21 protein-coding genes are annotated in these 22564 nt (G+C 51.9%); 15 read left to right on the top strand and 6 right to left on the bottom strand.

Annotated features, from left to right (window positions below):
• The 12 genes from OXG75_06445 to OXG75_06500 form a co-directional block, all read left to right on the top strand.
• On the top strand, positions 1-1393 hold a 1393-nt coding region (locus OXG75_06445), incomplete at its 5' end, for a hypothetical protein (GenBank protein MCY3625609.1).
• 456 nt (positions 1394-1849) lie between these two features.
• Entirely contained in the window at positions 1850-3184 is a 1335-nt protein-coding gene (locus tag OXG75_06450) for a hypothetical protein (GenBank protein MCY3625610.1), read from the top strand.
• A gap of 193 nt (positions 3185-3377) precedes the next feature.
• The gene (locus tag OXG75_06455) at positions 3378-4853 is read left to right on the top strand and encodes an aldehyde dehydrogenase family protein (protein MCY3625611.1); all 1476 of its coding nucleotides are present in this window, start codon (positions 3378-3380) and stop codon (positions 4851-4853) included.
• Between the two features lie 3 nt (positions 4854-4856).
• A complete protein-coding gene (locus OXG75_06460; GenBank protein MCY3625612.1) occupies positions 4857-5648 on the top strand; it encodes an enoyl-CoA hydratase-related protein in 792 nt (263 codons plus the stop codon).
• A gap of 94 nt (positions 5649-5742) precedes the next feature.
• Positions 5743-6684, top strand: a complete 942-nt coding sequence (locus tag OXG75_06465) for a ribose-phosphate pyrophosphokinase (protein MCY3625613.1) — start codon at positions 5743-5745, stop codon at positions 6682-6684.
• Positions 6685-6705: 21 nt separating this feature from the next.
• Positions 6706-7341, top strand: a complete 636-nt coding sequence (locus OXG75_06470) for a 50S ribosomal protein L25 (GenBank protein MCY3625614.1) — start codon at positions 6706-6708, stop codon at positions 7339-7341.
• A 12-nt stretch (positions 7342-7353) separates the two neighbouring features.
• Complete coding sequence (pth, locus tag OXG75_06475; protein ID MCY3625615.1) at positions 7354-7926, top strand: aminoacyl-tRNA hydrolase; 573 nt, start codon at positions 7354-7356, stop codon at positions 7924-7926.
• Positions 7927-7966: 40 nt separating this feature from the next.
• A complete protein-coding gene (locus OXG75_06480; GenBank protein ID MCY3625616.1) occupies positions 7967-10033 on the top strand; it encodes a sodium-translocating pyrophosphatase in 2067 nt (688 codons plus the stop codon).
• A gap of 152 nt (positions 10034-10185) precedes the next feature.
• Positions 10186-10761, top strand: a complete 576-nt coding sequence (rpsF, locus tag OXG75_06485) for a 30S ribosomal protein S6 (protein MCY3625617.1) — start codon at positions 10186-10188, stop codon at positions 10759-10761.
• Complete coding sequence (gene rpsR, locus OXG75_06490; GenBank protein ID MCY3625618.1) at positions 10758-11015, top strand: 30S ribosomal protein S18; 258 nt, start codon at positions 10758-10760, stop codon at positions 11013-11015. Before rpsF ends, rpsR begins: the two co-directional genes overlap by 4 nt.
• 38 nt (positions 11016-11053) lie before the next feature.
• Positions 11054-11509, top strand: coding sequence for a 50S ribosomal protein L9 (gene rplI, locus OXG75_06495; protein MCY3625619.1), 456 nt, complete (start codon positions 11054-11056; stop codon positions 11507-11509).
• A 39-nt stretch (positions 11510-11548) separates the two neighbouring features.
• Positions 11549-12358 (top strand): sulfide-dependent adenosine diphosphate thiazole synthase, encoded by an 810-nt coding sequence (locus tag OXG75_06500; GenBank protein MCY3625620.1) that lies wholly within the window; start codon positions 11549-11551, stop codon positions 12356-12358.
• Between the two features lie 47 nt (positions 12359-12405).
• Here OXG75_06500 and OXG75_06505 read toward each other — a convergent pair whose 3' ends face one another.
• The 4 genes from OXG75_06505 to OXG75_06520 are packed head-to-tail and all read right to left on the bottom strand — an operon-like array spanning position 12406 to position 16281.
• Positions 12406-13158, bottom strand: coding sequence for a hypothetical protein (locus OXG75_06505; GenBank protein ID MCY3625621.1), 753 nt, complete (start codon positions 13156-13158; stop codon positions 12406-12408).
• A 21-nt stretch (positions 13159-13179) separates the two neighbouring features.
• Positions 13180-13650, bottom strand: coding sequence for a RidA family protein (locus OXG75_06510; GenBank protein MCY3625622.1), 471 nt, complete (start codon positions 13648-13650; stop codon positions 13180-13182).
• Positions 13650-15035 (bottom strand): Do family serine endopeptidase, encoded by a 1386-nt coding sequence (locus tag OXG75_06515; protein MCY3625623.1) that lies wholly within the window; start codon positions 15033-15035, stop codon positions 13650-13652. Before OXG75_06515 ends, OXG75_06510 begins: the two co-directional genes overlap by 1 nt.
• Before the next feature lie 49 nt (positions 15036-15084).
• Entirely contained in the window at positions 15085-16281 is a 1197-nt protein-coding gene (locus OXG75_06520; GenBank protein MCY3625624.1) for an NAD(P)/FAD-dependent oxidoreductase, read from the bottom strand.
• A gap of 119 nt (positions 16282-16400) precedes the next feature.
• On the opposite strand from OXG75_06520, the gene OXG75_06525 reads away from it, so the two are divergent.
• Positions 16401-16871, top strand: coding sequence for a hypothetical protein (locus OXG75_06525; GenBank protein MCY3625625.1), 471 nt, complete (start codon positions 16401-16403; stop codon positions 16869-16871).
• Between the two features lie 67 nt (positions 16872-16938).
• Here the strand turns inward: OXG75_06525 and OXG75_06530 are convergent, their stop codons facing one another.
• Entirely contained in the window at positions 16939-18438 is a 1500-nt protein-coding gene (locus OXG75_06530) for an acyl-CoA synthetase (GenBank protein ID MCY3625626.1), read from the bottom strand.
• Between the two features lie 114 nt (positions 18439-18552).
• On the opposite strand from OXG75_06530, the gene def reads away from it, so the two are divergent.
• Together def and OXG75_06540 are read left to right on the top strand one after the other, a co-directional pair.
• Entirely contained in the window at positions 18553-19101 is a 549-nt protein-coding gene (gene def, locus OXG75_06535; protein ID MCY3625627.1) for a peptide deformylase, read from the top strand.
• 41 nt (positions 19102-19142) lie between these two features.
• Entirely contained in the window at positions 19143-20453 is a 1311-nt protein-coding gene (locus tag OXG75_06540) for a hypothetical protein (GenBank protein MCY3625628.1), read from the top strand.
• Positions 20454-20529: 76 nt separating this feature from the next.
• Here the strand turns inward: OXG75_06540 and OXG75_06545 are convergent, their stop codons facing one another.
• Complete coding sequence (locus tag OXG75_06545) at positions 20530-21963, bottom strand: S8 family serine peptidase (protein MCY3625629.1); 1434 nt, start codon at positions 21961-21963, stop codon at positions 20530-20532.
• Between the last annotated feature and the right edge of the window lie 601 nt (positions 21964-22564).

Genomic DNA, 22564 nt, shown 5'->3' on the forward strand with positions numbered 1-22564 from the left:
ATACGGAATGGTTCTGGGCCTGTTTTTTGCGCTGGGGCTCGTTTTTTCGTTCGGCATAGAGGCATCCGCTACTCACGACGGGGACGACGATACGCGCATAACCGCAGACGAGGTCACCCCCACAAGTAAACAGGACGTGAAGGCCTTTCTTAAGCATATAATAGATTACTATAATCAGGTTGTCGCCGAAAACGCCCATGACAGAGATGCACTGACCAAAGAGGCTGTAATATTCGGCAGACGCATCAGGCAGGAAGGAGACTATAAAAACCCCGAAAAAAACATGTACTCAATGGGCATAAGAAAAAATGGAATCGTAAGCAATCACGCAGGATATCCCAATCTGTTCGGTTACGAGTTTAATCCGGACGCCCAGGATTCGGCGGTAGCAAGCACCATACAAACCTTAATCGAGGGTTCGGGTGTCGACACGACGAAGTGCGTGGAAGATTATGACGGACAGGGCAGAGTAGCCTGCGCGGAGAGAATAAGGAGCGATGCCGGGGATGTGACTGTCATAGCGGGCCTTCATCACGCGGAAGACGACTCCGCTTTCAGGCTTCCCGACTGTGAAGAGTTAATGCTTCCAACTAACGCTAACGCCGAGACTGTTTTCAACGACCTGAGCGACGCGAATCTTAAAGCTTACGTAAAAGGGGTTATCGAGGTTGTTCAACAGCAAGTGGCGGATGCAACGAATGCACAATTTCAGGAGTTTGTGAGAAACGGAGGGGATCCAAACGACCTAGGTCTGAGGGATCCAACTTCGCCTGTGGCAATGGAATTTAGCAGGGGACTGCTCCAGAGGGTTTACGCAAAATCCGCCTGCTTCAGAGAAGGGGATTTCAAGCATGGAAACATATATGTCTTCATAATGAATGCGGACCCGGTTGTCCCCACGGTGCTTTTCAACGGAAACAATTTTGACCTAAACGGCACTAACCTGGGATTGGTGGATAATCAATTGTCAGGAGAGAAAAACATAGCGAGACTGTTTAACCAGGAACTTGGAGACCCAGTAAATGGAGCTTCCACTTACGTCAACTATCACTGGGATGACCCCACAAATCCGGATGATAACGTTCCGAACTTTTTTGAAACTAATTCGGTTCCCGGAACCTCATGCAAGAGGAGCTACATCGAGGTGGCAGACATAAACGCGAAGATAACTCCAAACCCCGGCATCGAGATTCTCTACATCTTCGGTTCCGGAACTTATCCTGGAGATGGAGTCTGTGCCGGCGACGGTGAGATGCCGATAGAAGAAGAAGATGATGATGACGATGGATGCGCCATAGCCGGGGCGGGACATATGTCTCAGAGCACCCTGCTTAACCTGTTCCTGATAGCGTCCGTTCTGTTCTCGGTTGCTTTCCTTAGAAGACGTGTTTAGGCAAAAGCGAAGATTTTCCGGAAGCTTTTTCCGGAATTATAGCTGGTTATCAAGGGCGGTTTTCACAAACGAGTTGATGCCGCCCTTGATAGCCTGTTTTTTTCGACACCAGAAAGCACCTTAATGCTTTTCAAAACAAGAAAGTAAAAGTATCAGCAAAAGCGCTGTTCGTCTGACCTAGGAAACAGCAAAACGCAACCCTCCTGCTGACCCAGGAATCAGACACCTAAAGACAGAAAACGCCCGCAACAGAAATCCCAACACCCTTACAAGAAGCCCAAGGAATTTGCCACATAGATTCTTTTCGTTTTCTGCGTCATAGACACAGGAGCGGATACCGCGCCGGAACCCGCTTTCTTCTTGAAATCCGGCTTTATTTATGATTTAATGGCGTAAGTGCTGATTTTGTACCAACTAGTATTTCAGTGCAACAAAAATCGCAGGAGGATCAGTAGGATGAAACTTAAAACACACGGAATGATTTTGAGCCTGTTTTTTACGTTAGGGCTTGTTTTTTCATTCAGCATCGAGGCGTTTGGTACTCACGGGGACAGTACGATAACCGCACAACAGGTCGCAGACGACCCTGGAAATGAACAGAAGATGACGGATTTTGTCAATCGTATAGTGGATTACTATGAACATGTTAGGGCCGACAACATAAATAACCGCGCCGCGTTGATCAGAGAACTGACAATATTCGGCAGGGCCCTCAGACGAGAAGGAACCTATAGGCACGGCGATATCTACGCAATGGGGATAACCGACAATAATGTTATAACAAATCACGCTGGATATCCCGAATTGATAGGTTACAAGGTTAATCCGGATGCCGGGACGCCGCTTGCGAACACTTTTAAAGCTTTACTCGAGGGTTCAACTATTGGGGATACGAATTGCGAAAATTACGATCAGAACAGGGTAGCCTGTGCGGCTAAAGTAGAGAGCGATTTAACCGTAGATGTGACGAACATAGCAGGTCTTCGTCACGAGACAGATTTAGACAACCTCGACGCCGCTTTCGAGAAACCTGACTGTTCCGGTCTCACGCTCGGAACTACCGCAAAGCAGGTTTTTGACGATCCGACCGACGCTAGTCTTGAAGCTTACGTAAAAGATGTTATAGAAGCGGTTCAAGAAGACGTAGCAAATATATCGCTGGAAGAGGCAGGCAAACTGATAGCCCAAGACCCATCCCTACAACAGGACCTAGCTAGGCTGGGAGAACTTGCTGAGGGCGCAATAATCACGAGAATTCAAGAGCGGCTTTTTTGTTTTGGAAACGAGGACGGGGATTTCAAGCATGGAAACATATATATTTTCGTAATGGGAGCAGATCTAGCAAACTCCACAGTACTTGTGAACGGAAATAACTTTGACCTAAACGGCGGTAACCTTGAATTGGAGGATAATGAGTTGGAAGGGGAAGACCAGACGATAGCGAGCCTGTTTAACAGAGAATTAGCAGGCGGAACTTCTGCTTACGCCAACTACCGCTGGGACAACCCCTTAGATATGGAAGATGACATCGAGAACTGGTTTGAAATGGGATCAGTTCCCGGCACTTCACCTAAGAGAAGCTATATCGAAGTGGCGAACCTATATGAAAAAACACCAAACGCTCCTGAGGATCTCTACATCTTCGGTTCTGGAACTTATCCTGAACCGGATGACGACGATGGAGCGTGCGCCATCGCCGGGACTGAACATACGTCTCAGAGCACTTTGCTTAACCTGTTCTTGGTAGCGTCCGTTCTGTTCTCAGTCGTTTTCCTGAGAAAACGCGCGTAGAAACTTTCTTGCAATATCGGGAGTTTTCCTGAAACTGCCGGTAACAGTTGATCTAACAAGGGCAGTCCTGAGACTGCCCTTGTTTTTTTCGGCATTTGAACGCACCTTATTACTGACTCCGAAACAAAGCACAAATATCGAGTTGTGCTTATGCGGATACGTATAAGGAACTGTCTGTTATAATTTTCAAGCCATGGCCAGTACAGAAATAAAGTGCGATCTCTTCATTGATGGCGGGGAAAGGGAGCCGCAAAGCGGAACCTACTCCGTAAGGGAAAACCCCGCGACGGAAGAGCCCCTGGCGGAGGTCGCCCAAGGAGGGCCGGAAGACATAGACGCAGCGGTTCGCGCCGCCGAGCGTGCTTTTCCCAAGTGGTCTAGTCTCTCGGCGTCCGAGCGGGCCAAGTACCTTCTTCGAATAGCGCAGGCACTCTCTGACAACAGGGACAGGATCGCCCTAGTTAACACCCGCGAAACAGGAAAACCCATCCGCGAGAGCGCCGCGGTCGAAATAGGCGGTTCGGTAAGAACGCTTGAGTATTACTCGGGAGCACACACCCGTCTTAACGGAGAAACCCTTCAGGTAAACGAAAACCAGATATCTCTCACCATAAAAGAGCCCGTGGGGGTGGCGGCACACATAATCCCGTGGAATTTCCCCCTTCTTCTTTCCTTCTGGAAAATAGCCCCGGCGCTTGTGGCCGGATGCACAGTGGTCATAAAACCCGCAGAACTCACATCGTGTGGAATCTTCGAGGTGGCTAAGCTCTGCTCAGAGGCCGGGCTCCCGGACGGCGTGCTGAACGTGGTGCCCGGAGAGGGGGCCGTGGCAGGCCAGGCGCTTACCGAGCACCCCGGGATAGGTAAGATAGCGTTTACCGGTTCCACGGAAGTCGGAAAAAACGTAATGAAAACGGCGGCGGGATCGATAAAAAGAGTGTCCCTTGAACTCGGAGGCAAGGCTCCGTGCATGGTCTTTGCGGACGCGGATATCGAGGGGGCCGTCGAGGCGTGTCTCCGCGGAGGCTTCTTTAACCAAGGGGAGAACTGCACCGCGGTTACCCGGCTGCTGCTCCACGAAGAAATATACGATGAGTTTCTCTCCTCTTATCTCGACAGTATCTCGAGGATAAAAATCGGAGACCCGGAGGACCCTGAAACCGAGTTCGGAACGGTGATTTCAAAGGAGCATTACGAAAACGTGATGAACTACATAGAAAAAGGCGTCTCGGAGGGAGCCCGGGTGGTCGCGGGCGGGGACCGCCCCGAGGGATTCGACAAGGGTTACTACATAGCGCCAACCGTTATAGAGGACATCCCTCCCGGTTCGGTTCTGGTACGCGAGGAAATCTTCGGGCCCGTGGTCTGCGTCATTCCCTTTAAGACCGAGGAAGGGGCAGTCGCGGCGGCAAACGACGTCGAGTACGGACTCGCCGGGGGAATCTGGACCCGGGACATAAACCGCGCGCTTAGGGTCGCAAAGGCCGTAAAGGCCGGCTACCTCTGGGTAAACACCTATGGAGGCATAATCCCCGAAACTCCCTACGGAGGGTTCAAGCAGAGCGGAATTGGAAAGGAACTGGGAGCCGAGGGGATAGACAACTACCTTGAAACCAAGTGCGTTAACATATTTACCGGGGAAAGTACCGGAAAATGGTACAAGGGATAGCGGATGAATTTTGAAGACATAATCTACGAAAAAACGGGCGGAGTCGCCTTCGTAACCATAAACCGCCCCCGTGCCCTTAACGCTTTCCGGGACGTAACGCTTAACGAAATGATCAAGGCCCTTACGGACGCCTGGGCGGATGAGCAAGTCGGCGTGGTGGTCCTCCGAGGTGCGGGGGGCAAGGCGTTTTCCAGCGGAGGAGATCTCAAGGAGAAAAAAAGCGGCGCCGGGGGCAAAGACGGGCTTCTTGGAGTCGGGGATTACGTTTCGCATCTCCACTACCTGATAAGAAACATACCGAAGCCGGTCATAGCCGCGGTTAGGGGCTATGCCATAGGTGGAGGGAACATACTGCAGTTCATGTGCGACTTGACAATCGCTTCTGAGGACTCCGTTTTCGGGCAGGTGGGACCGAAGGTGGGTAGCGTGGATCCGGGCTTCGGAACAGCCTACCTCTCAAGGCTCATCGGTGAAAAAAAAGCTAGGGAAATGTGGTATCTATGCAGGCAGTACTCGGCCAAGGAAGCTCTTGAGATGGGACTTATAAACAGGGTCGTTCCCCAGGACGAGCTTGACTCCGAGGTTAACGCCTGGTGCGAGGAGCTGCTGTCTAAAAGCCCTACCGCCCTTAAGCTCGCCAAGTACTCCTTTAACTCCGAGACCGACGGACTTTTCGGAATCTCAAGCATGGGCAAGGCTTCCCTCGAGCTCTTTAAGACCACAGCCGAGGCCGCCGAAGGAACCGATGCGTTTGTGGAGAAAAGACCGCCTGATTTCTCGCCCTACAGAAAGTAGCCCATCCCGGGAACTCCGCAATGTCCCCGGCGCTTGAATTATAAAAACTTTACTCTATAATACAGGGTTTCATATTTTGAGGCCCACCATGGAAATGCAGGACGCAAAAATATTCAGCGGCACGTCAAATCACCCTCTGTTTGAGGATGTGTGCAACTATCTTGAGGTTTCCCCCGGAGAAATGGAGATAAACCGTTTCAGCGACGGGGAAATTTTCGTTGACATAAGAGAGAGCGTAAGAGGTTCGAACACTTTCATCATACAGTCGACATGCCCTCCGGTAAACGAGAACATAATGGAGCTTCTCGTAATCATAGATGCGCTCAAGCGGGCCTCCGCAAGGGTAATAACCGCCGTAATACCGTATTACGGGTACGCAAGACAAGACCGAAAGGTTCAGCCCCGAGCCCCGATAAGCGCCAAGCTGGCCGCGGACCTCATAGTCGTCGCGGGCGCGAGCAAAATAGTGACCATGGATCTTCACGCCGGCCAGATACAGGGATTCTTTGACGTTCCGGTAACTCACCTCTACGCAGCACCCGTGATAACCAACTACCTGCGGGAGAAATACCGCGACGGCGAAACCGTAGTGGTTTCTCCAGACGCCGGTGGGGTTGAGAGGGCAACCGAGTTCGCGAACAGAACCCACTCAGAGATCGCCATTTGCTACAAGAGAAGGCCTGCTCCCAACGTCGCCCGGATAAGCAACATAATTGGCGACGTGGAAGACAAGCACGCGATAATAGTTGACGATCTGGTGGACACGGCAGGAACCGCCACCGAAGCCGCCAAAGTGCTCCTTGAGAAAGGAGCTAAAAGCGTATCGCTCTGCTGCACTCACGGCGTGCTGTCAGGGCCTGCCCTAGACAGGATAAACAACTCAGACATTGATGAAGTAATAATCACAAACACCATTCCCCAGAAGGAAAACCAGAAAGAAAGTGCGAAAATCACCGTGCTCAGTATCGCTGACCTCATCGGCGAGGCCATAAGGAGAACGGCGCTTGGAGAATCGATAAGCGCACTTTTCACTTAAACGAAATCCAGGAGAAAAACCATGGTACAGAGTTCACTTCGGGTAAAACCCAGAATAAGAATCGGCAAAAGCGGAGCCAGGGAAGTAAGAAAGGAAGGGAACATACCGGCCATACTTTACGGCCAAGGAGAGGACCCGGTACCGCTTGTGGTACGTCCCGATGAACTTAAGCGGGCGCTTTCAAACAACGCCGGAATAAACACCGTTCTGGAACTTGAGATAGACGGTTCCGAGCCCCCCGCAAAAAGATTCTCGATGGTGAAGGAAGTCCAGAGAGACCCCATTAAAAACAGGGTGATCCACCTTGATTTTCTGGCTATCGACATGAAAAAAAGCATCAGGGTAAAAGTTCCGGTAAGCACCCTAGGAAGGTCCGAAGGGGAAAGAAGAGGGGGCATGCTAGAAAAACTGATGAGAACCATCGACCTTGAATGTCTGCCGGGCGACATTCCTGATTTGATAGAAATAGACGTAAGTTCTCTCGGCATAGGAGGTTTCGTGGACATAGCAGGTCTTTCACTCGGCGAGGGAATAAAACCGGTTAGGGACGGCAGCGAAAAAGTCGTCCAGGTGATAGTGCAGCGCTCGACAGAGGAGGATGTGCAGGCCGGAGAAGAGGAAGAGGAACAAGAGGAAGCCGAAGAAACCCAGGAATAAGTCATCAAATCCATGCGATATCTGATTGCCGGCCTGGGAAATCCCGGTTCCGCCTACGACAATACGAGACATAACATAGGCTTCCGAGCGGCTGAGCGCGCGGCCGAGCGCCTAGGAGTAAAGATCGGGAAGAAAAAATTCAGAAGTCTCTGCGCGGAGGCAGTCTATTCGGATGAGAAGCTGTTCATAATAAAGCCCCAGACCTTTATGAACGCAAGCGGTGAGGCGCTTCGCGAAGCGAAGGAATTCTACAGGATAGCAGTCGAGCAGATAATCGTGGTCTACGATGAACTTGATCTCCCCTTAGGAAACATAAGGGTGAACAGGGGGGGAGGCTCGGCCGGGCACAACGGAATAAGATCGATAATATCGTCCCTTGGTTCCGGGGAATTCTGCAGGGTGAGAATCGGCATAGGGAAACCCTCGGGGAAAAAAGAGGGTCGGGATCACGTTCTCTCCACATTCGCTGCAAATGAGAGAGACACAGCGGCGGAGATGGTCGAGACCGCGGTCGAGGCGACACTTGAGATAATAAGCGCCGGGGTGGATTCGGCAATGAACAAATTTAACAGTCGACTGAACTGAAAAAAAACAATTCTCTACTAGGAGGAATTTACCAATGGGTATGGGTGAAGTACTGGCGGGCAATATAGGACTTGTGGGAATCGTGGTAGGTCTTATCGTGCTCCTATACGCGTTATTTGTATACAGGGGGATAGACAAGCTTCCTGAAGGAAACGACAAAATGAAGCAGATCGCTTCTGCGATTCACGAGGGAGCGATGGTGTTTTTGAAAAGGGAGTACAGAATAATCGGCCTTTTCGCCGCGATTGTTTTCGTTCTGCTCTCGGTGTTTCTTGGAATTGAAACCGGGGCCGCTTATCTCGGCGGGGCGATCTGTTCGCTTATAGCTGGATTTTTCGGCATGAAGTCAGCCACGAAGGCTAACGTGAGAACAGCACAGGCGGCAGCGAGCGAGGGACAGGGAAAAGCCCTTGAGGTGGCTTTTCGGGGTGGAAACGTGATGGGGCTTTCGGTCGCAGGTCTGGGTCTTCTGGGACTCTCAGTCGTTTTTCTTCTGGGACTCGACCTTCAGACAAAGCCCGAAGACAGCACCCTTTTCACAGCGTTCCTAAAGGAATTCGGAGGAATGATAGGCGGGTTCGCAATGGGAGCCAGCACCGTAGCTCTTTTCGCAAGGATAGGCGGAGGTATATTCACCAAGGCCGCTGACGTCGGAGCCGACCTTGTCGGAAAGGTTGAGGCCGGAATACCTGAGGACGATCCGAGGAATCCTGCTACGATCGCCGATAACGTCGGAGATAATGTCGGAGACGTGGCTGGAATGGGCGCCGACCTTTTCGAATCCTACGTGGGAGCCGTAATCGCTACCGTAGTGATCGCAGCCAGCATGGCGACAAACCAGCTCGCCATGATGTCGGTCCCGCTGATACTCATCGTAGTAGGAAGCCTCTCTTCGCTTGTGGGGTCCAAGGCGGTAGGGTGGCTCAGGGAAGGAGAACCGAGCGCTGTGCTTGAGAGATCCACAATATTCGCCGCGGTCGTGTACTGCGCGATTTCACTAGCGGTACTTTACGGGCTCGCGCAGGTGGAGAACCTGCCCTCCATGGGAACACAGGGATACGTAAGCATATGGCTTACTTCCATAGCGGGTCTGGTCGCGGGGATACTGATCGGAAAGATCACAGAGCATTTCACCTCAGGGCCACCGATCAAGAGAATAGCCAACGCCTCCGAGACGGGAGTCGCAACCAACATAATCGAGGGAATCGCGGTGGGAATGTACAGCACGGCTTACCCGGTGCTTATAATCGCGGTGGCGATAGTCCTGTCTTACTGGCTCACGGGGCTTTACGGAATAGGAATAGCCGCGGTCAGCATGCTTGCGACCATAGGAATAACGATGTCGGTTGACGCCTACGGTCCGGTCGCGGATAACGCGGGCGGTATCGCGGAGATGTCGGAACTCGGCGCGGACGTGAGAAAGATCACGGACAAGCTCGACTCTCTCGGCAACACCACCGCGGCCATAGGAAAAGGATTCGCTATCGGTTCCGCGGCCCTTTCCGCCCTTGCGCTTTTCGCTGCCTACACAAACGCCGTCGGGCTCTCTTCTATCGACATTACCCAGCCCAAGGTCGTGGCGGGAATGCTTGTGGGAGGAACCATCCCGTTTCTCATAGGCGCCCTGACCATGGGTTCCGTGGGAAGGTCGGCGCAGCAGATGGTGGAGGAAGTAAGAAGGCAGTTTCGGGAAATAACCGGACTTCTTGAAGGAAAGGCCACACCGGACTACGCTAGGTGCGTGCAGATAAGCACAGACGCTTCCTTAAAAGAGATGATACTGCCGGGCATTACCGCCGTAGTGGTGCCGCTCGTAATAGGCTTTGCCCTCGGAGAGGAAGCCCTCGGAGGTTTTCTCGCCGGAGCGGTCGTGGCGGGAGTGATGCTCGCTCTTATGATGGCGAACTCGGGCGGAGCATGGGATAACGCGAAAAAATTCATAGAGGAAGGTAATCTGGGGGGGAAAGGATCGGAGGCGCACAAAGCCGCCGTTGTAGGGGACACTATAGGAGATCCGTTTAAGGATACCTCAGGGCCGGCCATGAACATCCTGATCAAACTGATGTCCATAGTATCGCTTGTCGTAGCTCCTCTTCTTATAATATAAAACGGACGCTTTACCTGCGGGCTGGGGGGGCATGCCCCCCCAGCCCGTTTATTTACACAGTCCCCGAAAACAGTATAATAGTTTTTTCTGTTGCTCCTGACTTCAAAGCGATGGTGTTCAGGAGCCTAAGACCAAAACAGGAGGCAGTAAGGATGGCTATAGAGCCAAAGAAGTACGAAACGCTTTATCTCGTAAGGCCGGACATATCCCCCGAAGATCTTCTTACGATCCAGAACAGGGTCGAGCAGAGCGTTGCCGGAAACGGCGGGGAGATGATAAAATCCGAAAAATGGGCTGAAAGGGATCTTGCGTACAGAATAGAGAATTACACCAGAGGCACCTACTACATAGCCGTTTACGCGGCTGAATCCAAGGCCGTAACGGACATAGAAAGATATTTTAACCTCTCGAAAAACAATGTTCTGCGGTTCATGACCGTAAGGTACATCGAGGAGGAACAGAAAACTGCGGGCGGCGGGATGAACGTTCCTCCGAAACCATCCGAGCAAGAGGATCAGAGCGCTTTTCAGTCCCCCTCCTCGGAGTCTGAAAGCCAGGCCGAAGGCAACGGCGAGCCTCCACAAGAAGCTGCTGAACAGGTTCAGGAAAGCGAAGAACAGCCACAGGAAGCTGCTGAACAGGTTCAGGAAAGCGAAGAACCGTCCCAAGGAGATGTAGAACAGCCCCAGGGAGACGAAGAAAAGACCCAAGGAGGCGACCAGTCATGAGCAGAAGACCAATGGGAGGGGGAGGGGGAAGAAGGTTTTACTCGCGCAGAAAGAAACCCAGAGATCTTGCCAAGGAAGGCAAGCAGATAGATTACAAGGACACGGAGCTTCTCTCGCAGTTCATAACTGAGAGAAAAAAAATACTGCCTAGGAGAAACACAGGGCTCTCCAGGCAGGAGCAGAGAAAGGTGGCGATTGCTATAAAGAGAGCCCGCTTCATGGCGCTTTTGCCGTATACGGTAACCCACAAGTGATTCCCGGATACCGCTTAACCGATGCGCGGAGGTAAACAATGAAAGTAATTCTGATTTCCGATGTGGAAAACGTAGGAGTCGTCGGAGACGTAAAAGAAGTGAAAAACGGGATGGCGAGAAACTATCTTTTTCCCCGCAAGCTCGCTGTAAAGGCAACCGAATCGAACCTTAAGGCTTGGAGAAGCAAGATAGAAGCCATAAGACTGCGCAAAACCGAAATCCTTGAGAATGCCAAAGCGCTTGCCGAAAAACTCGAAGGTCTTGAAATCTCCATATCCGCCAAAGCCGGGGAAGGAGATAGGTTGTTCGGGTCAGTTACCTCGCAGAACATTTCCGACGCACTCGAGGAAAAAGGATTCGAGATCTCAAGAAGGGACATACTGCTTGACGGAACTTTAAAGGAACTTGGAACATACACAGTTGCACTTAAACTCCACACGGACGTAACACAGCAGGTAACAGTGAACGTCGTGAAGGAAGAAGAACAGGAGTAAAAAGCAGAACCTTATTGACATTTTCCGGAGGAAAATCACATGTCAGACAGTTTAAAAACCCCCCAGTTCGCGCCGATAGGAGAAAAAGAGGTCACCAGGGCCATCGTTGAAGGATTCTCGGATGAATTCAGCGAATACATTACAAGCGACGTCATAATCGTCGGTGCGGGGCCAAGCGGGCTCGTAGCGGCAAAGGACATAGCGAAAAGAAAGTACAAGGTTCTGCTCGTTGAAAGAATGAATTACCTGGGAGGAGGGTTCTGGATCGGCGGATACCTGATGAACAAGGTCACCGTACGCGCCCCGGGGCAAACAGTTCTTGACGAGATTGAAGTGCCGTATGAAGAGGTCACAGAAGGACTTTTCGTCGCCGACGGTCCTTACGCCTGTTCGAAGCTGATAGCGACGGCGTGTGAAGCCGGTGCGAAAGTGAGGAACATGACGCTGTTTGACGATCTGGTTTACAGGGAAAACGGAAGAGTCGCGGGGATAGTGATCAACTGGACACCCATCGCAAACATGCCCAAGGAAATAACTTGCCTTGACCCCGTAGCAATAGAATCAAAACTGGTAATAGATGCCACAGGGCACGACGCCTACTGCGTTTCCAGACTCTCTCAGCAGGGCCTTTACAGAAAGCTTCCGGGTCACGGATCGATGTGGGTCGAGAAATCGGAAGAAGCACTCGTTGAATACACTGGAGAAGTACATCCCGGCCTGCTCGCGTGCGGAATGGCGGTTAACACCACCTTCGGGCTTCCGAGGATGGGGCCCACTTTCGGCGGTATGCTGCTTTCCGGGAAAAAGGTAGCCCAAGTGGCTATAAACATACTTGATGAAATGGATTAGAAACCGGGACGGTTTCCTGTTCATTACAGCGTAGCGGGGCGCAGCTTCTACCGCCTTTTTCCTATTTTCCTTATTTCGCTCTCGCACTCGGTGCATAAAAAGCCCGAGTGCTGTATATCGAGAACTTCTTTCTGCCAGTGGGAGTTAAAAAGTGCGCATCTGCCGTTTTGGCAGAATTCCTTCCCGGAGAAATGGTACAGAAGAGGCTGAAGTATGTAGGGGCCTGTTATCTTAGTTATCCTCTCGTCTTCGTAATCAACGAACTTTCCCCGAAACGCCTCGTCAAGCTCTGAGAGATCCTTTCCCGAGCGGATAAACTCCGCCTTTAGAAAATAATACTCCCTAGGCCTTGCCGGACCGTCCACAAGTCCCGAGGTTGAAATAAAGGACGGAAATCCCGAAATTATAACTCTCGCGTGGTATCTCCGGGATCCGTAGGTACCAAGCAGCCTGCCCGTGATAACCGCGTGAAAACCCGATTTCGCAAGTTCGCCGGGATGCTTCCTAAGAAAAAATCTCGAGAATATTCTCTGAACCCAGAAACCGTCATAAAGCTCCTTTTCAAACGGTTCGGACGGCAGATGAGTTTCGAAGAAGTCAACAGGCGTTTCAATGTCAAAAACCCTAGCTCTTGAGAGAAAGGATTCAAGTTCAGCCACCTCCTCGGCCGCAAGCGAGAGATAGCTCAGGAAGTCCCCGCGAAACTCAACCGAGAGACCCAGATCCGTGAGAAAATCCGTCACGCCCCGCATGACAAGCGATTGCGAGGGACTGTCTGAATAAAGGTATACGTGGAACATCAGGGCAAAACCCCCTGTTTCTCAGAAATCATAGCCGGGTGAGAACTCGGCTATGATTTCAATTTCCACCGGGGAATCCATCGGAAGTGCGGGAACCCCCACCGCAACCCTCGCGTGGCGTCCGTTCTCAGAGAGTATGTCGGAGAAAAACTCTGAGGCGCCGTTAACCACCTTGTGCTGTTCCGTAAACCCGGGGGCGCTTGCCACGTAACCCGTCACTTTCACGACCCTGCTTAGCTGGCGAAGATCTTCCAAGATATGACTGATCACGGAAAGGCCGTTTATCGCCGCGAGCCTGGCCGCTTCGTAGCCATCTTCAACCGTAAGATCGGTTCCCACCTTGCCCATGAAAAGAAGCCTTCCTTTTTCGACGGGAAGCTGACCTGATACAAAAATCAGATTGCCCGACACTGTAGCGGGAACGTAGCTTCCCAAGGCCGGAACTTCCTCTGCAAGCTCTATTCCAAGTTCTGCGAGTTTTTCCTCTATCATCACTCGCGCCCCATCTTTACGCCAAGATATATTGTCCTTCCCTTGCGTTCGATAAGAAAAAGCAGGGTTCCATTAGAACCGTGCTTCTCAAGCGCTCCATGGTAGTCATCGAGTCCGCCAACGGCATCTCCGTTTACCTCCACTATAACATCGCCCGGGAGAAACCCTGCTTCGGAGGCAAGGCTCCCGCGTGCAACTCTTGCGATAATGACTCCGCCCGAGGCCTTGATCTGGAACCGGTTTCTGAGTTGCTCGGTTATCTCGCTCACTTCAATGCCGAGTTCCTCTTCGGCTTTCAGCTTGTCGGGGGATTCCTCGATTTTTTCGTTCTCGGGATGTTCGATAAGCTTTATGGTAAAGATCTTCTCCTTCCCGTCTCGAAGCACCACGAATTTCGTATCAACCCCGGGCTTGGTAAGCGCCAGTTTCCTTGCAAGCGTAGCGGCGTCCGGAATTTTCTCGCTCCCCACGGAAACAATAACGTCTCCCCTTCTGATGCCCGCCTTGTCCGCCGGACTTCTTTCCTTGACCTCGGATACGAGCCCTCCCTTGTCGCGGTTGATCCCGAGGGCCTCGGAAATTTCTGGGGTTATGTCCTGAATCATTATCCCAAGCCAACCCCTGATGACCTTTCCATGAACCTTGAGATGCTCAACGACAGTCTTCGTCATGTTTATCGGTATGGCGAAACCGAGGCCTTGGCCGCGGGCCATGACCGCGGTGTTCACGCCTACCACCTTGCCCTCATAGTCAAAAAGCGGCCCACCGCTGTTTCCAGGGTTAATAGCCGCGTCGGTCTGAATGAAGTTGTCGTACCGCCCGATTCCAAGAGCCCTTCCCTTCGCACTGACTATCCCGGCGGTGACCGTGTGACCTAGGCCGAAAGGGTTTCCGATGGCGAACACCGAGTCTCCTATGGCAAGGGCAGAGGAATCGCCCATCTCCACAGCGGGAAGAGGCTCTTCCGGATCGATTTTCAGCAGGGCAAGATCCGTCACGGGATCGGTGCCGACTATCTTGGCAGTGTATTTTTTGCCGCCTTCGAGTATCACCTCGATCTCCTCGGCTCTTCTCACTACATGGTTGTTAGTAATTATGTAGCCGTCGGAACTCATTATGAAGCCGGAACCCAGTCCCTTGTTCCTGAACTCCCTCCCCGGCATCTGGTCGGAGAAAAACTTTTCGAAAAATTTCTTGAAGTACTCATCCTGATACGGCGAAGTTTTTATTGCGTTTGTCGTGCTTATATTAACGACCGAAGGGGTAAGACGCTTTACCGTAGCCGAGATGGACTCGGAGAAATCATGGGAAAGGGCTTCTGATAGAGGAAACGAGAGAATCGCCGTCAAGACGAAGAAAAAAAGCAGATGTTTGAATGATTTCATTAAAGTTACGCTCCGGAATCAAAAAATTTTTAAACCGGGAACACTGATCTCAAAGGGGATCTTTCAGCATGCTGTCCCAGTACCTGAAAAGCTGTCTACTCGAATATACCCTCACAATATAATCACGAATAGACGAGAGAACACCGCTTTCGGTGTATATGAATTTCCCCATGATCCTTGACTGGTTCTGAACTTTGTTCACCCTTCCCTTTCTTCTTGACTCATACTGCCAGAAGGCGTGAGCAAGGTTCACTGAATCGGTTCTGCAAAGTTCCTCGGCCAAAACGGCCGCCGATTCCATCGCCATTGATACGCCAGCGCCGGCGTTCGGCAGTATCGCGTGAACCGAATCTCCGACAAGCACCACTCTTCCTCGCGACCAGCTATTCATTCTGAGGTCGTTGTACTCGTCATAGTAAATATTGCGGGGATCATCAAGACTGCGCAGGATTTCCGGCACTACGCCTCCGAACTCGGCGAAACTCCGACGGATGCTATCTATTCTCGTATCAACGCTGTCCTGAACGCCGGATTCTCTCCTCACGCTAGTGAAAATGGCAAGACGTCCGCGTGTCGGCCACATCCCGAGAAACTTCCCCTTCCCCCAGTACTCTATGATCCCTTCGCTTTTGCAGAAGTCCAGGTTGACCCAAAAGCCCCACCCGGACATGCCGCTGTAGCGAAGCGGTATGTCGCCGAAGACCTCTTTTCGAACTCTTGACCTTATCCCGTCACATCCTATAACGAGGTCATAGGTTCCCGTGGTCCCGTTGCTGAATACCGTCTCGACTCCGTCCCCAGTGTCCTCAAGGGAAACAACAGTGGTGTCCATCCTGATCGAATCATCGCTTACCGCCCCTAGGAGTATGTCTATCAGATCAGGACGGTAAATGCTTATTATAGGGCCGTACTTCTCAACCACGGAATCAATCGTGTAGCTGTTTATAACCTTGCCCCTGTAGTTGGAAATGTTGTAATCGGTAAAAGCGCAGCCCCGCTCCCTGAGCAGTTCGTAAAGACCGAGTCCCTTGAGTATCCTGCTGCCTGAGGGCCAGACCACTATCACGTATCCCACATCCCCGAACCTTGGAGCCCTCTCCACAAGGGTAGGACGAAAGCCCCGCTGCTCGAGAAGCCCGCAGAGCGTAAGTCCCGCAACACCCGCACCGACGATAAGGACTTTCATGTCGGGACCGTAACGGACACTGCCGTTAGAGGAAATGGGTGCATTCTCAGCCCGGTTCATGTTTCTCTCCGCTTTATCCTTAAAACCAAAAAAAAGACTGACTTCGTATTATAGAAATTATAAAGGGAATTATATACTCATTTACCCAAGCAACAAGACAATTGGTATAATATATTGCAATGGCTAAAGAGATACGCACCGTAGAGTTTGTCGTTCTCCCTGCCACTAAGGCTAAGGCAAGTAAGATGTTCCAGATAGCTGGAGCCTGCCGGTATGTCTGGAACCATTTTCGGGAGAAGAATCTTGCCGACTATCAGGCTTTCAAAAACGGCAAGGGGGAACAACCGAAGACCAGTTATTTCAGCCTTGGGGTGGAATTCACTAGGCTCCGGCGTAAAACGGAGTGGATGCGGGAACTTCCCGCAAACCCCGTTAAGCACACGCTCAAGTATTTTGCTGACGCACTTAGAGAGGCCATGGAAGGCAAAAAAGGCTTTCCGAAGCCGAAGAGCAGAAAAAGAACCGTTCCCAGCTTCACTATACCAAGTTCTTGCGGGGTAAAAATACGGAAGATCAACAAGAAGTATTCTTTACTTCTTATCCCTATAGTCGGCTGGGTAACGCTTGCACGGGGAGGGTGCTGGTATTAGCACAGTCCCTGCGAACCGTGAAATTGATACGAGGCTATCCTGCGGGTAACCAAGCATATAATTCCCATTATAAACTATTTTGAAAAGACCGCTTAATGCGGTTTTTGATTACCTTTCCCATTGAGTTTCTCGGGAGCGAGGAAAGCAGCAGAAGCCGGGTCGGAAGCTTGTACCAGGCAAGTTTGTCGGAAGCCCAGCCGCGAAGCTCCTCAAGGTCAATCGAGGCACCCTCACTTAACACGAGAGCCGCCCCTATCCTCTCTCCCCAGCTCGGGTCGGCGACCCCTACCACCGCACACTCCCTGATAAGCGGATGCTCCATCAGCACTTCCTCGATCTCGAGGGCGGATATCTTGTATCCACCTGACTTTATTATGTCCACGGATTCCCGCCCGAGTATCCTGTAGGAACCTCCGCGCTCTAAAAATGCGATATCTCCGGTTTTGAACCATCCGTCACAAAAGGCACTTTCCGTCTCCCGCGGTTTTCTCCAGTATTCAAGAAACACGCCTTCTCCCCTTACCCTGATTTCCCCCTGCCCTTCAACACCCACCAGCCTGTCGTTCTCGTCGAAAATTCCCACCTCGACCCCAGGCATTGCAAAGCCCACGCATCCCGGCAGCCTTTCGCCTCTGTAAGGATTCGAAAGAGCCATTCCTATCTCGGTCATTCCATATCTCTCAAGAAGCACCTGCCCGCTTATCTCTTTCCATTTTTCAAGAACGGACACGGGAAGAGCCGCGGAGCCGGAAACCATGAGACGAAAGCCCGAAAGACAATTTCTCATGCGTCTTCTCTCCGCAACGGAAAAATCATCCCAGAGATCTATCAGTTTGGAGTAAATAGTGGGAACGGCCATAAAGAGGGTCAGGTCTTTCTTTTCAAACCTCTTCCATACTCGCTGCGCATTGAACCCGTCCATCATCACGCATCTGGCACCGGACCACAGGCAGCAGAGAACGACATTCAGTATCCCATGGAGATGGTGAAGAGGCAGGGCGTTGAGTATCGAATCTTCAGGGGTCCACTCCCACGCCTCCGTCATGCTGTTTATCTGGGCTTTTATGCCGAGATGAGTTGAGACTACTCCCTTGGGTTTAGAGGTAGTGCCGCTTGTGTATATGATCATTGCCCTTCTCTCTTCGGAAATCCCGGGAAGTTCTCCTCGGGCTGGCTGGAAAACTTCCGGAAGCTTCTGGAACCGCACGTCAATATCGGATAAAACCCCTTCGAGTTTTTGAGCGAGGTCCGGGTGAAAAACCACCGTCTCTGCGCAGGAGTCCTCTATGACGTAATTTATCTCTCTCGGAGAATGAACGGTGCCCAAGGGAACCGATACTCCTCCCGCCATCCATACGCCTAGCTTAAGCGCCACGTAATCGAACCCTGGGGGAACTAAAAACGCAACCCTTTTTTCCTCAAGATCTTTCTCGTCGCCAAGAAGGTTAAGCGCCGCAAAGCGCGAGACACGAAGCAAGTCGGCGTAAGTGAAATTTCCCGTCCGGTCCTCAACCGCGGTCCTTTGCCCGAATTCTCCTGCCCTTTTTATAAGTTCGATTCCCGACACGAAGTTATCTTTAACCTCCCGGCTTTTTGTTTTATAATAATAGAATCTTAAGCACCGGCCCGCAATCTATATGAGGAGGCCGGAAACAGCAGTCCATTTTCAACCAGTAAAACCATGGCAAACCAACGTGAAATAACCGAACTGGGAAACCCCGTACTCAGGCAAAGGGCGCCGAGAGTGGAAAACATAAGTGGCACGGAGACCCAGGAGTTGATTGATGATATGATCCTTACAGCCGCCGAGGCAAACGGCGTCGGAATCGCCGCTCCTCAGGTATCTGAATCTCTCCGCATCTTCATAATCGCCGGATCCCTGAACTCGCGGTATCCCGATGCCCCCGAGACAGAAGTCAGGGTGGTAATCAACCCCGAGATAGTCTCGGTATCAGACGAGGTGGAAAAAGGCTGGGAAGGCTGCTTGAGCATCCCCGGAATACGGGCACTTGTACCAAGATACAAGTCGATCCGCGCTGTCTACAGGGACAGAGACAACAATCTAGTTGAAGAAGATTTCTCGGATTTCACGGCCAGAGTGTTCCAGCATGAATACGACCACATAAACGGAGTGGTGTTTCTTGACAGGGTTGAGAGCCCTCTGGAGATAATTACCGAAAGAGAATACATGAAACTTGTGACCCAATCCGATTCCGAGGAGCAGGAATGACACTTCCCGCAGGGTGTAACAGTTAACTTAAGGAGAAACTCATGAGCGAATACCCAGAAGGTCTTGATCACGCCATAGACCACGGTTTCTATGATGCCGTTTTCCAGAGAAGGTCCCGCCGCTTCGGCCTTGGAATGGAGATCGAAAAGGGACCGCTACAGTACAAATCGAAGCACGACCCGGTTCCCTTGTCAGAACTTGAGGAAGCCATACTGGTGTGGACGGGCCTCGGCATAAAGAACATAAACCTCTCTGACTTTCCCCCTCACGTGGGTCTTGACCTTGAGATGCAGTTTACGAGCAAGACGATCCCCGCTCTAGGGGACGTGCACAGAACGGAGCTTTTCTACACGAATGACGAGGGGCTCTACATGATAAAGATGCATGATCGGCGTGCCGAGGATTTTGAGGGTCTAGAGAAAATGACCCGTCACCAGAGAGTGGACCGGATACTCGAGCTGTTCCGCGAATCCAAGATCAAGCTTTCTGACGGAAGAGCAGACCTGCCGTCAAAACCCCCGGGAATCGCCGCCCACAATCTCTGGAACGTGAACAAGCCCGGAACTACGGTGTTCATGCCGGTAACGGATCTTTCTGCGTGCATAATCAACCTTTACTTCTTCTACATGAGGCCTGACCACAGGTTTAACTTCGTCGACGAGCTTCACAGCCTGAGACCACCCGGAACCGCGCACTGGCTTGAGGAAGGCTTTCTTGACAAGTCAAAAAGAATGCCGCTTGTTGAAGCGGAACTTCGCTTCGCAAACGGCTACATCGCGGAACAAGCCTTTATGGGGCAGAACATGGTCCTGACACTCCAGACCTTGGGTCTCGGAGGATGGCTTTTCAGCGGATTCGCGAGCATGTTCATGCTCGGAGGAACACCTTTTCACAGGGGGCTGGGTTTCCGGTTCGCAACTCCGAAGATACAGGGCGACACGGGAAATCCCAACCCGGTCGCCGTGGGCCGGGACGACCTGTTTCAGGCGTTCTGCCCGCCGTACTACAAGGACATGGGAGAAGCAGTGGAAGCGTTTAACGACATGAAATGGACGAACTGGGAATCGCACAAGCTTCCCTACAAGGATCCGACTGGCGTGCTCGCGGAGGTTGAAAGACCCAGCAGAGACGAAATACAGGTTGTAAAGGATATCTGCAATTACGTCTACGATACATACGGAAGGTTCCCGGCTTTCTCCGACCCCATGTTCCTTCGGTTCATGGTGCAGGCCCATCATCTTGACCTGGATTTCTACGACAAGTACTACCCGCCCGGAGCCTATACGGAGGCGCATAAAAACCATTTCGCGCGCTGGCATCCCGATATTCCCGATCCGTTCGTCGGCGGATAAGAAATATTGCCCGCAGACCTTTACGGCCGTGGCTGAATTCCCTGGTTTCCAAGCTTGAGAACTATTGAGGAACTTCTCAGGTTCCGCTTCTGTCAATCATTTGTCGAGGTCTTCCGTTTCGATTCTGGTATCGCCGGATAATCTCATATGGAGACACGCACTGTCCCTGCCGCAGGCCGCGGTTCTGACTGCCTGTGTGCGTCTGAACGGAGGCGGGAAGCAGAGGGGGACGGTAGTGTCCCGGAGAAATTGCCCGCGTCGCCCCGGCAGTCCGGGGCACGGAGTACGGAAGACGTACGGCATCCTGCTTGATAACGGCGCTTCTCAGGTCCAGTCGCCCCCAGCCATAGACAGGGTCCGGTTCCTCGTGATTGTCTTCCCGAATTCCGACCGGGTCCGCGGAAACGAGCAATATGGCCTGTATAACATCCATAGGCATATCGGGAAACCGGCTCTTGAGCACCGCAAGGGCCCCGCTCACCATGGGAGCCGCAAAAGACGTACCGCTAAGCCCATGCGAATCACCGGGATTAATTGTCAGGCCTTCTCCGGGCGCCACCAGACACCAGTTTCTGGCCGCACCGCATCCGTTGGAAAACGAGGAGATCGTGCCGTTTCTATCCGACGCGGCAGCCACGATCCATTTTCCAAGCAATCCGGGCTCAAACAACGGGGCTTCCCTCCATTCTCCGCTGGAGTTGTACTCTGCGCAGTTATCTTCTCCGCAGTCTTCTCCCCACATGCCTTTGAAAGAAATGGTGTCATCAGGACTGTTCTCGTCGTAGATCCACATGAAATTCTCCATGAACTCCTGCTGGGAGACATGCATCTCTCCCAGCAGACATCCGTCCTCGTCAATGAAGTTCTTCCCGCACATGCTGACAACAGCGTCTCTGCGATAAGAGTTCCATCCTTCGTTCCCGGCTGCCCACACAAGGACAATGTCCTGATTTTCAATTACCCCGGCGACCTCCGCAAATTCCTGGATCAGATCCAGGCTGAGAAGCGGTCTGAAGAAGGGAAGAGACTGGGTGAGCCATACACCCTCTCTGCCCGTGTATTTCCCATAATAAAAAGTAGACATGCCTATACTGAGATTCAGCATATGCGCTTCGTTCCGAACTGCGTATCGTACTGCCTCTACCGGAGTTGCGCCACCTGACATTGCTATCGGCATGACTGAAGCCCGCGGCGCAACTCCGTGAATGTTCCTGGTAGGTATTCGCGCGCCATCGTCAACGGTTATCTCAAAATTCCCGTCCGTATTGCCCCTTGCCCCTGCCGCAATCATAGCCACATAGGTGCCGTGCACTCCCTCTCTATAGGCTTCACTCACCATATTATTCCGGTTGCGAATATGCCACGGCGCCTTGATCTTGCCGTCTAAGGCCAAGTCCGGATGAGTTAGGTCCATACCGTCATCCGCCACCGCAATGGTCACTCCCTGACCAAAATACCCCCGGCCGTAGGCCTCATCGGCGTAGATGGCGATCAATCCCCAATGAGCCATGAATTCATCATCTTTATAGTCTTCGCCATCCGGCATGTCCGGAGGCCCGAGATGCGTCTCACGGAATTCAAGTTCAACGGGATTTGGCCTTGCGGGCGAGGCAGGACCAACAGGGGGAGGGTCTTCTGTAAAGGGAGGCATATCCTCTTCCGCACCCCCACCGCAACCGCCCGCCGAAAGCAGCACGGCGCATGCAAGCAGAGACAGTCCCGCGGCGCGAAAAGTGAAATTCAGACGGGAGAAAAAGCCAGACGCCCTGAATGTTCCTGCTCTCAGACGATGCCAGCACCGACCGCAAAGTCCGTATTCTCCAAGCTCCCCTTCTTTCGTCAACCACTTGAAGTTCTTTGCGATCACCTAGATTCCTCCGGCCTTAAGTTTCTCCAGGAAAAAAAGTCCTTATGAAAACCGATAATTCAATCTTGTTCGTCCAATCTTCATGTATTGCTGACAAGGAAAAAAACGCAACCAGCAAGGCACTTGAAGCACGTTGGCATAGGGAATTCCTTATCCCCGAAAAAACCGCCGCTAGTCCCGCTTTCCGCGGAAAATCCACCTAAACGGCTGCTTCGCGAGGAACAAAATAACCTGTAGGTTGAAT

The sequence above is a fragment of the Candidatus Dadabacteria bacterium genome (assembly GCA_026705445.1).
In the GTDB taxonomy this organism is placed as follows: Bacteria; Desulfobacterota_D; UBA1144; order Nemesobacterales; family Nemesobacteraceae; genus Nemesobacter.

Bases quoted from the DNA above. Each gene is read 5' to 3' on its own strand.
- OXG75_06450 (MCY3625610.1), top strand. From the start codon at position 1,850: ATGAAACTTAAAACACACGGAATGATTTTGAGCCTGTTTTTTACGTTA.
- OXG75_06455 (MCY3625611.1), top strand. From the start codon at position 3,378: ATGGCCAGTACAGAAATAAAGTGCGATCTCTTCATTGATGGCGGGGAA.
- OXG75_06460 (MCY3625612.1), top strand. From the start codon at position 4,857: ATGAATTTTGAAGACATAATCTACGAAAAAACGGGCGGAGTCGCCTTC.
- OXG75_06465 (MCY3625613.1), top strand. From the start codon at position 5,743: ATGCAGGACGCAAAAATATTCAGCGGCACGTCAAATCACCCTCTGTTT.
- OXG75_06470 (MCY3625614.1), top strand. From the start codon at position 6,706: ATGGTACAGAGTTCACTTCGGGTAAAACCCAGAATAAGAATCGGCAAA.
- pth (MCY3625615.1), top strand. From the start codon at position 7,354: ATGCGATATCTGATTGCCGGCCTGGGAAATCCCGGTTCCGCCTACGAC.
- OXG75_06480 (MCY3625616.1), top strand. From the start codon at position 7,967: ATGGGTGAAGTACTGGCGGGCAATATAGGACTTGTGGGAATCGTGGTA.
- rpsF (MCY3625617.1), top strand. From the start codon at position 10,186: ATGGCTATAGAGCCAAAGAAGTACGAAACGCTTTATCTCGTAAGGCCG.
- rpsR (MCY3625618.1), top strand. From the start codon at position 10,758: ATGAGCAGAAGACCAATGGGAGGGGGAGGGGGAAGAAGGTTTTACTCG.
- rplI (MCY3625619.1), top strand. From the start codon at position 11,054: ATGAAAGTAATTCTGATTTCCGATGTGGAAAACGTAGGAGTCGTCGGA.
- OXG75_06500 (MCY3625620.1), top strand. From the start codon at position 11,549: ATGTCAGACAGTTTAAAAACCCCCCAGTTCGCGCCGATAGGAGAAAAA.
- OXG75_06505 (MCY3625621.1), bottom strand. From the start codon at position 13,158: ATGTTCCACGTATACCTTTATTCAGACAGTCCCTCGCAATCGCTTGTC.
- OXG75_06510 (MCY3625622.1), bottom strand. From the start codon at position 13,650: ATGATAGAGGAAAAACTCGCAGAACTTGGAATAGAGCTTGCAGAGGAA.
- OXG75_06515 (MCY3625623.1), bottom strand. From the start codon at position 15,035: ATGAAATCATTCAAACATCTGCTTTTTTTCTTCGTCTTGACGGCGATT.
- OXG75_06520 (MCY3625624.1), bottom strand. From the start codon at position 16,281: ATGAACCGGGCTGAGAATGCACCCATTTCCTCTAACGGCAGTGTCCGT.
- OXG75_06525 (MCY3625625.1), top strand. From the start codon at position 16,401: ATGGCTAAAGAGATACGCACCGTAGAGTTTGTCGTTCTCCCTGCCACT.
- def (MCY3625627.1), top strand. From the start codon at position 18,553: ATGGCAAACCAACGTGAAATAACCGAACTGGGAAACCCCGTACTCAGG.
- OXG75_06540 (MCY3625628.1), top strand. From the start codon at position 19,143: ATGAGCGAATACCCAGAAGGTCTTGATCACGCCATAGACCACGGTTTC.
- OXG75_06545 (MCY3625629.1), bottom strand. From the start codon at position 21,963: ATGGCTCATTGGGGATTGATCGCCATCTACGCCGATGAGGCCTACGGC.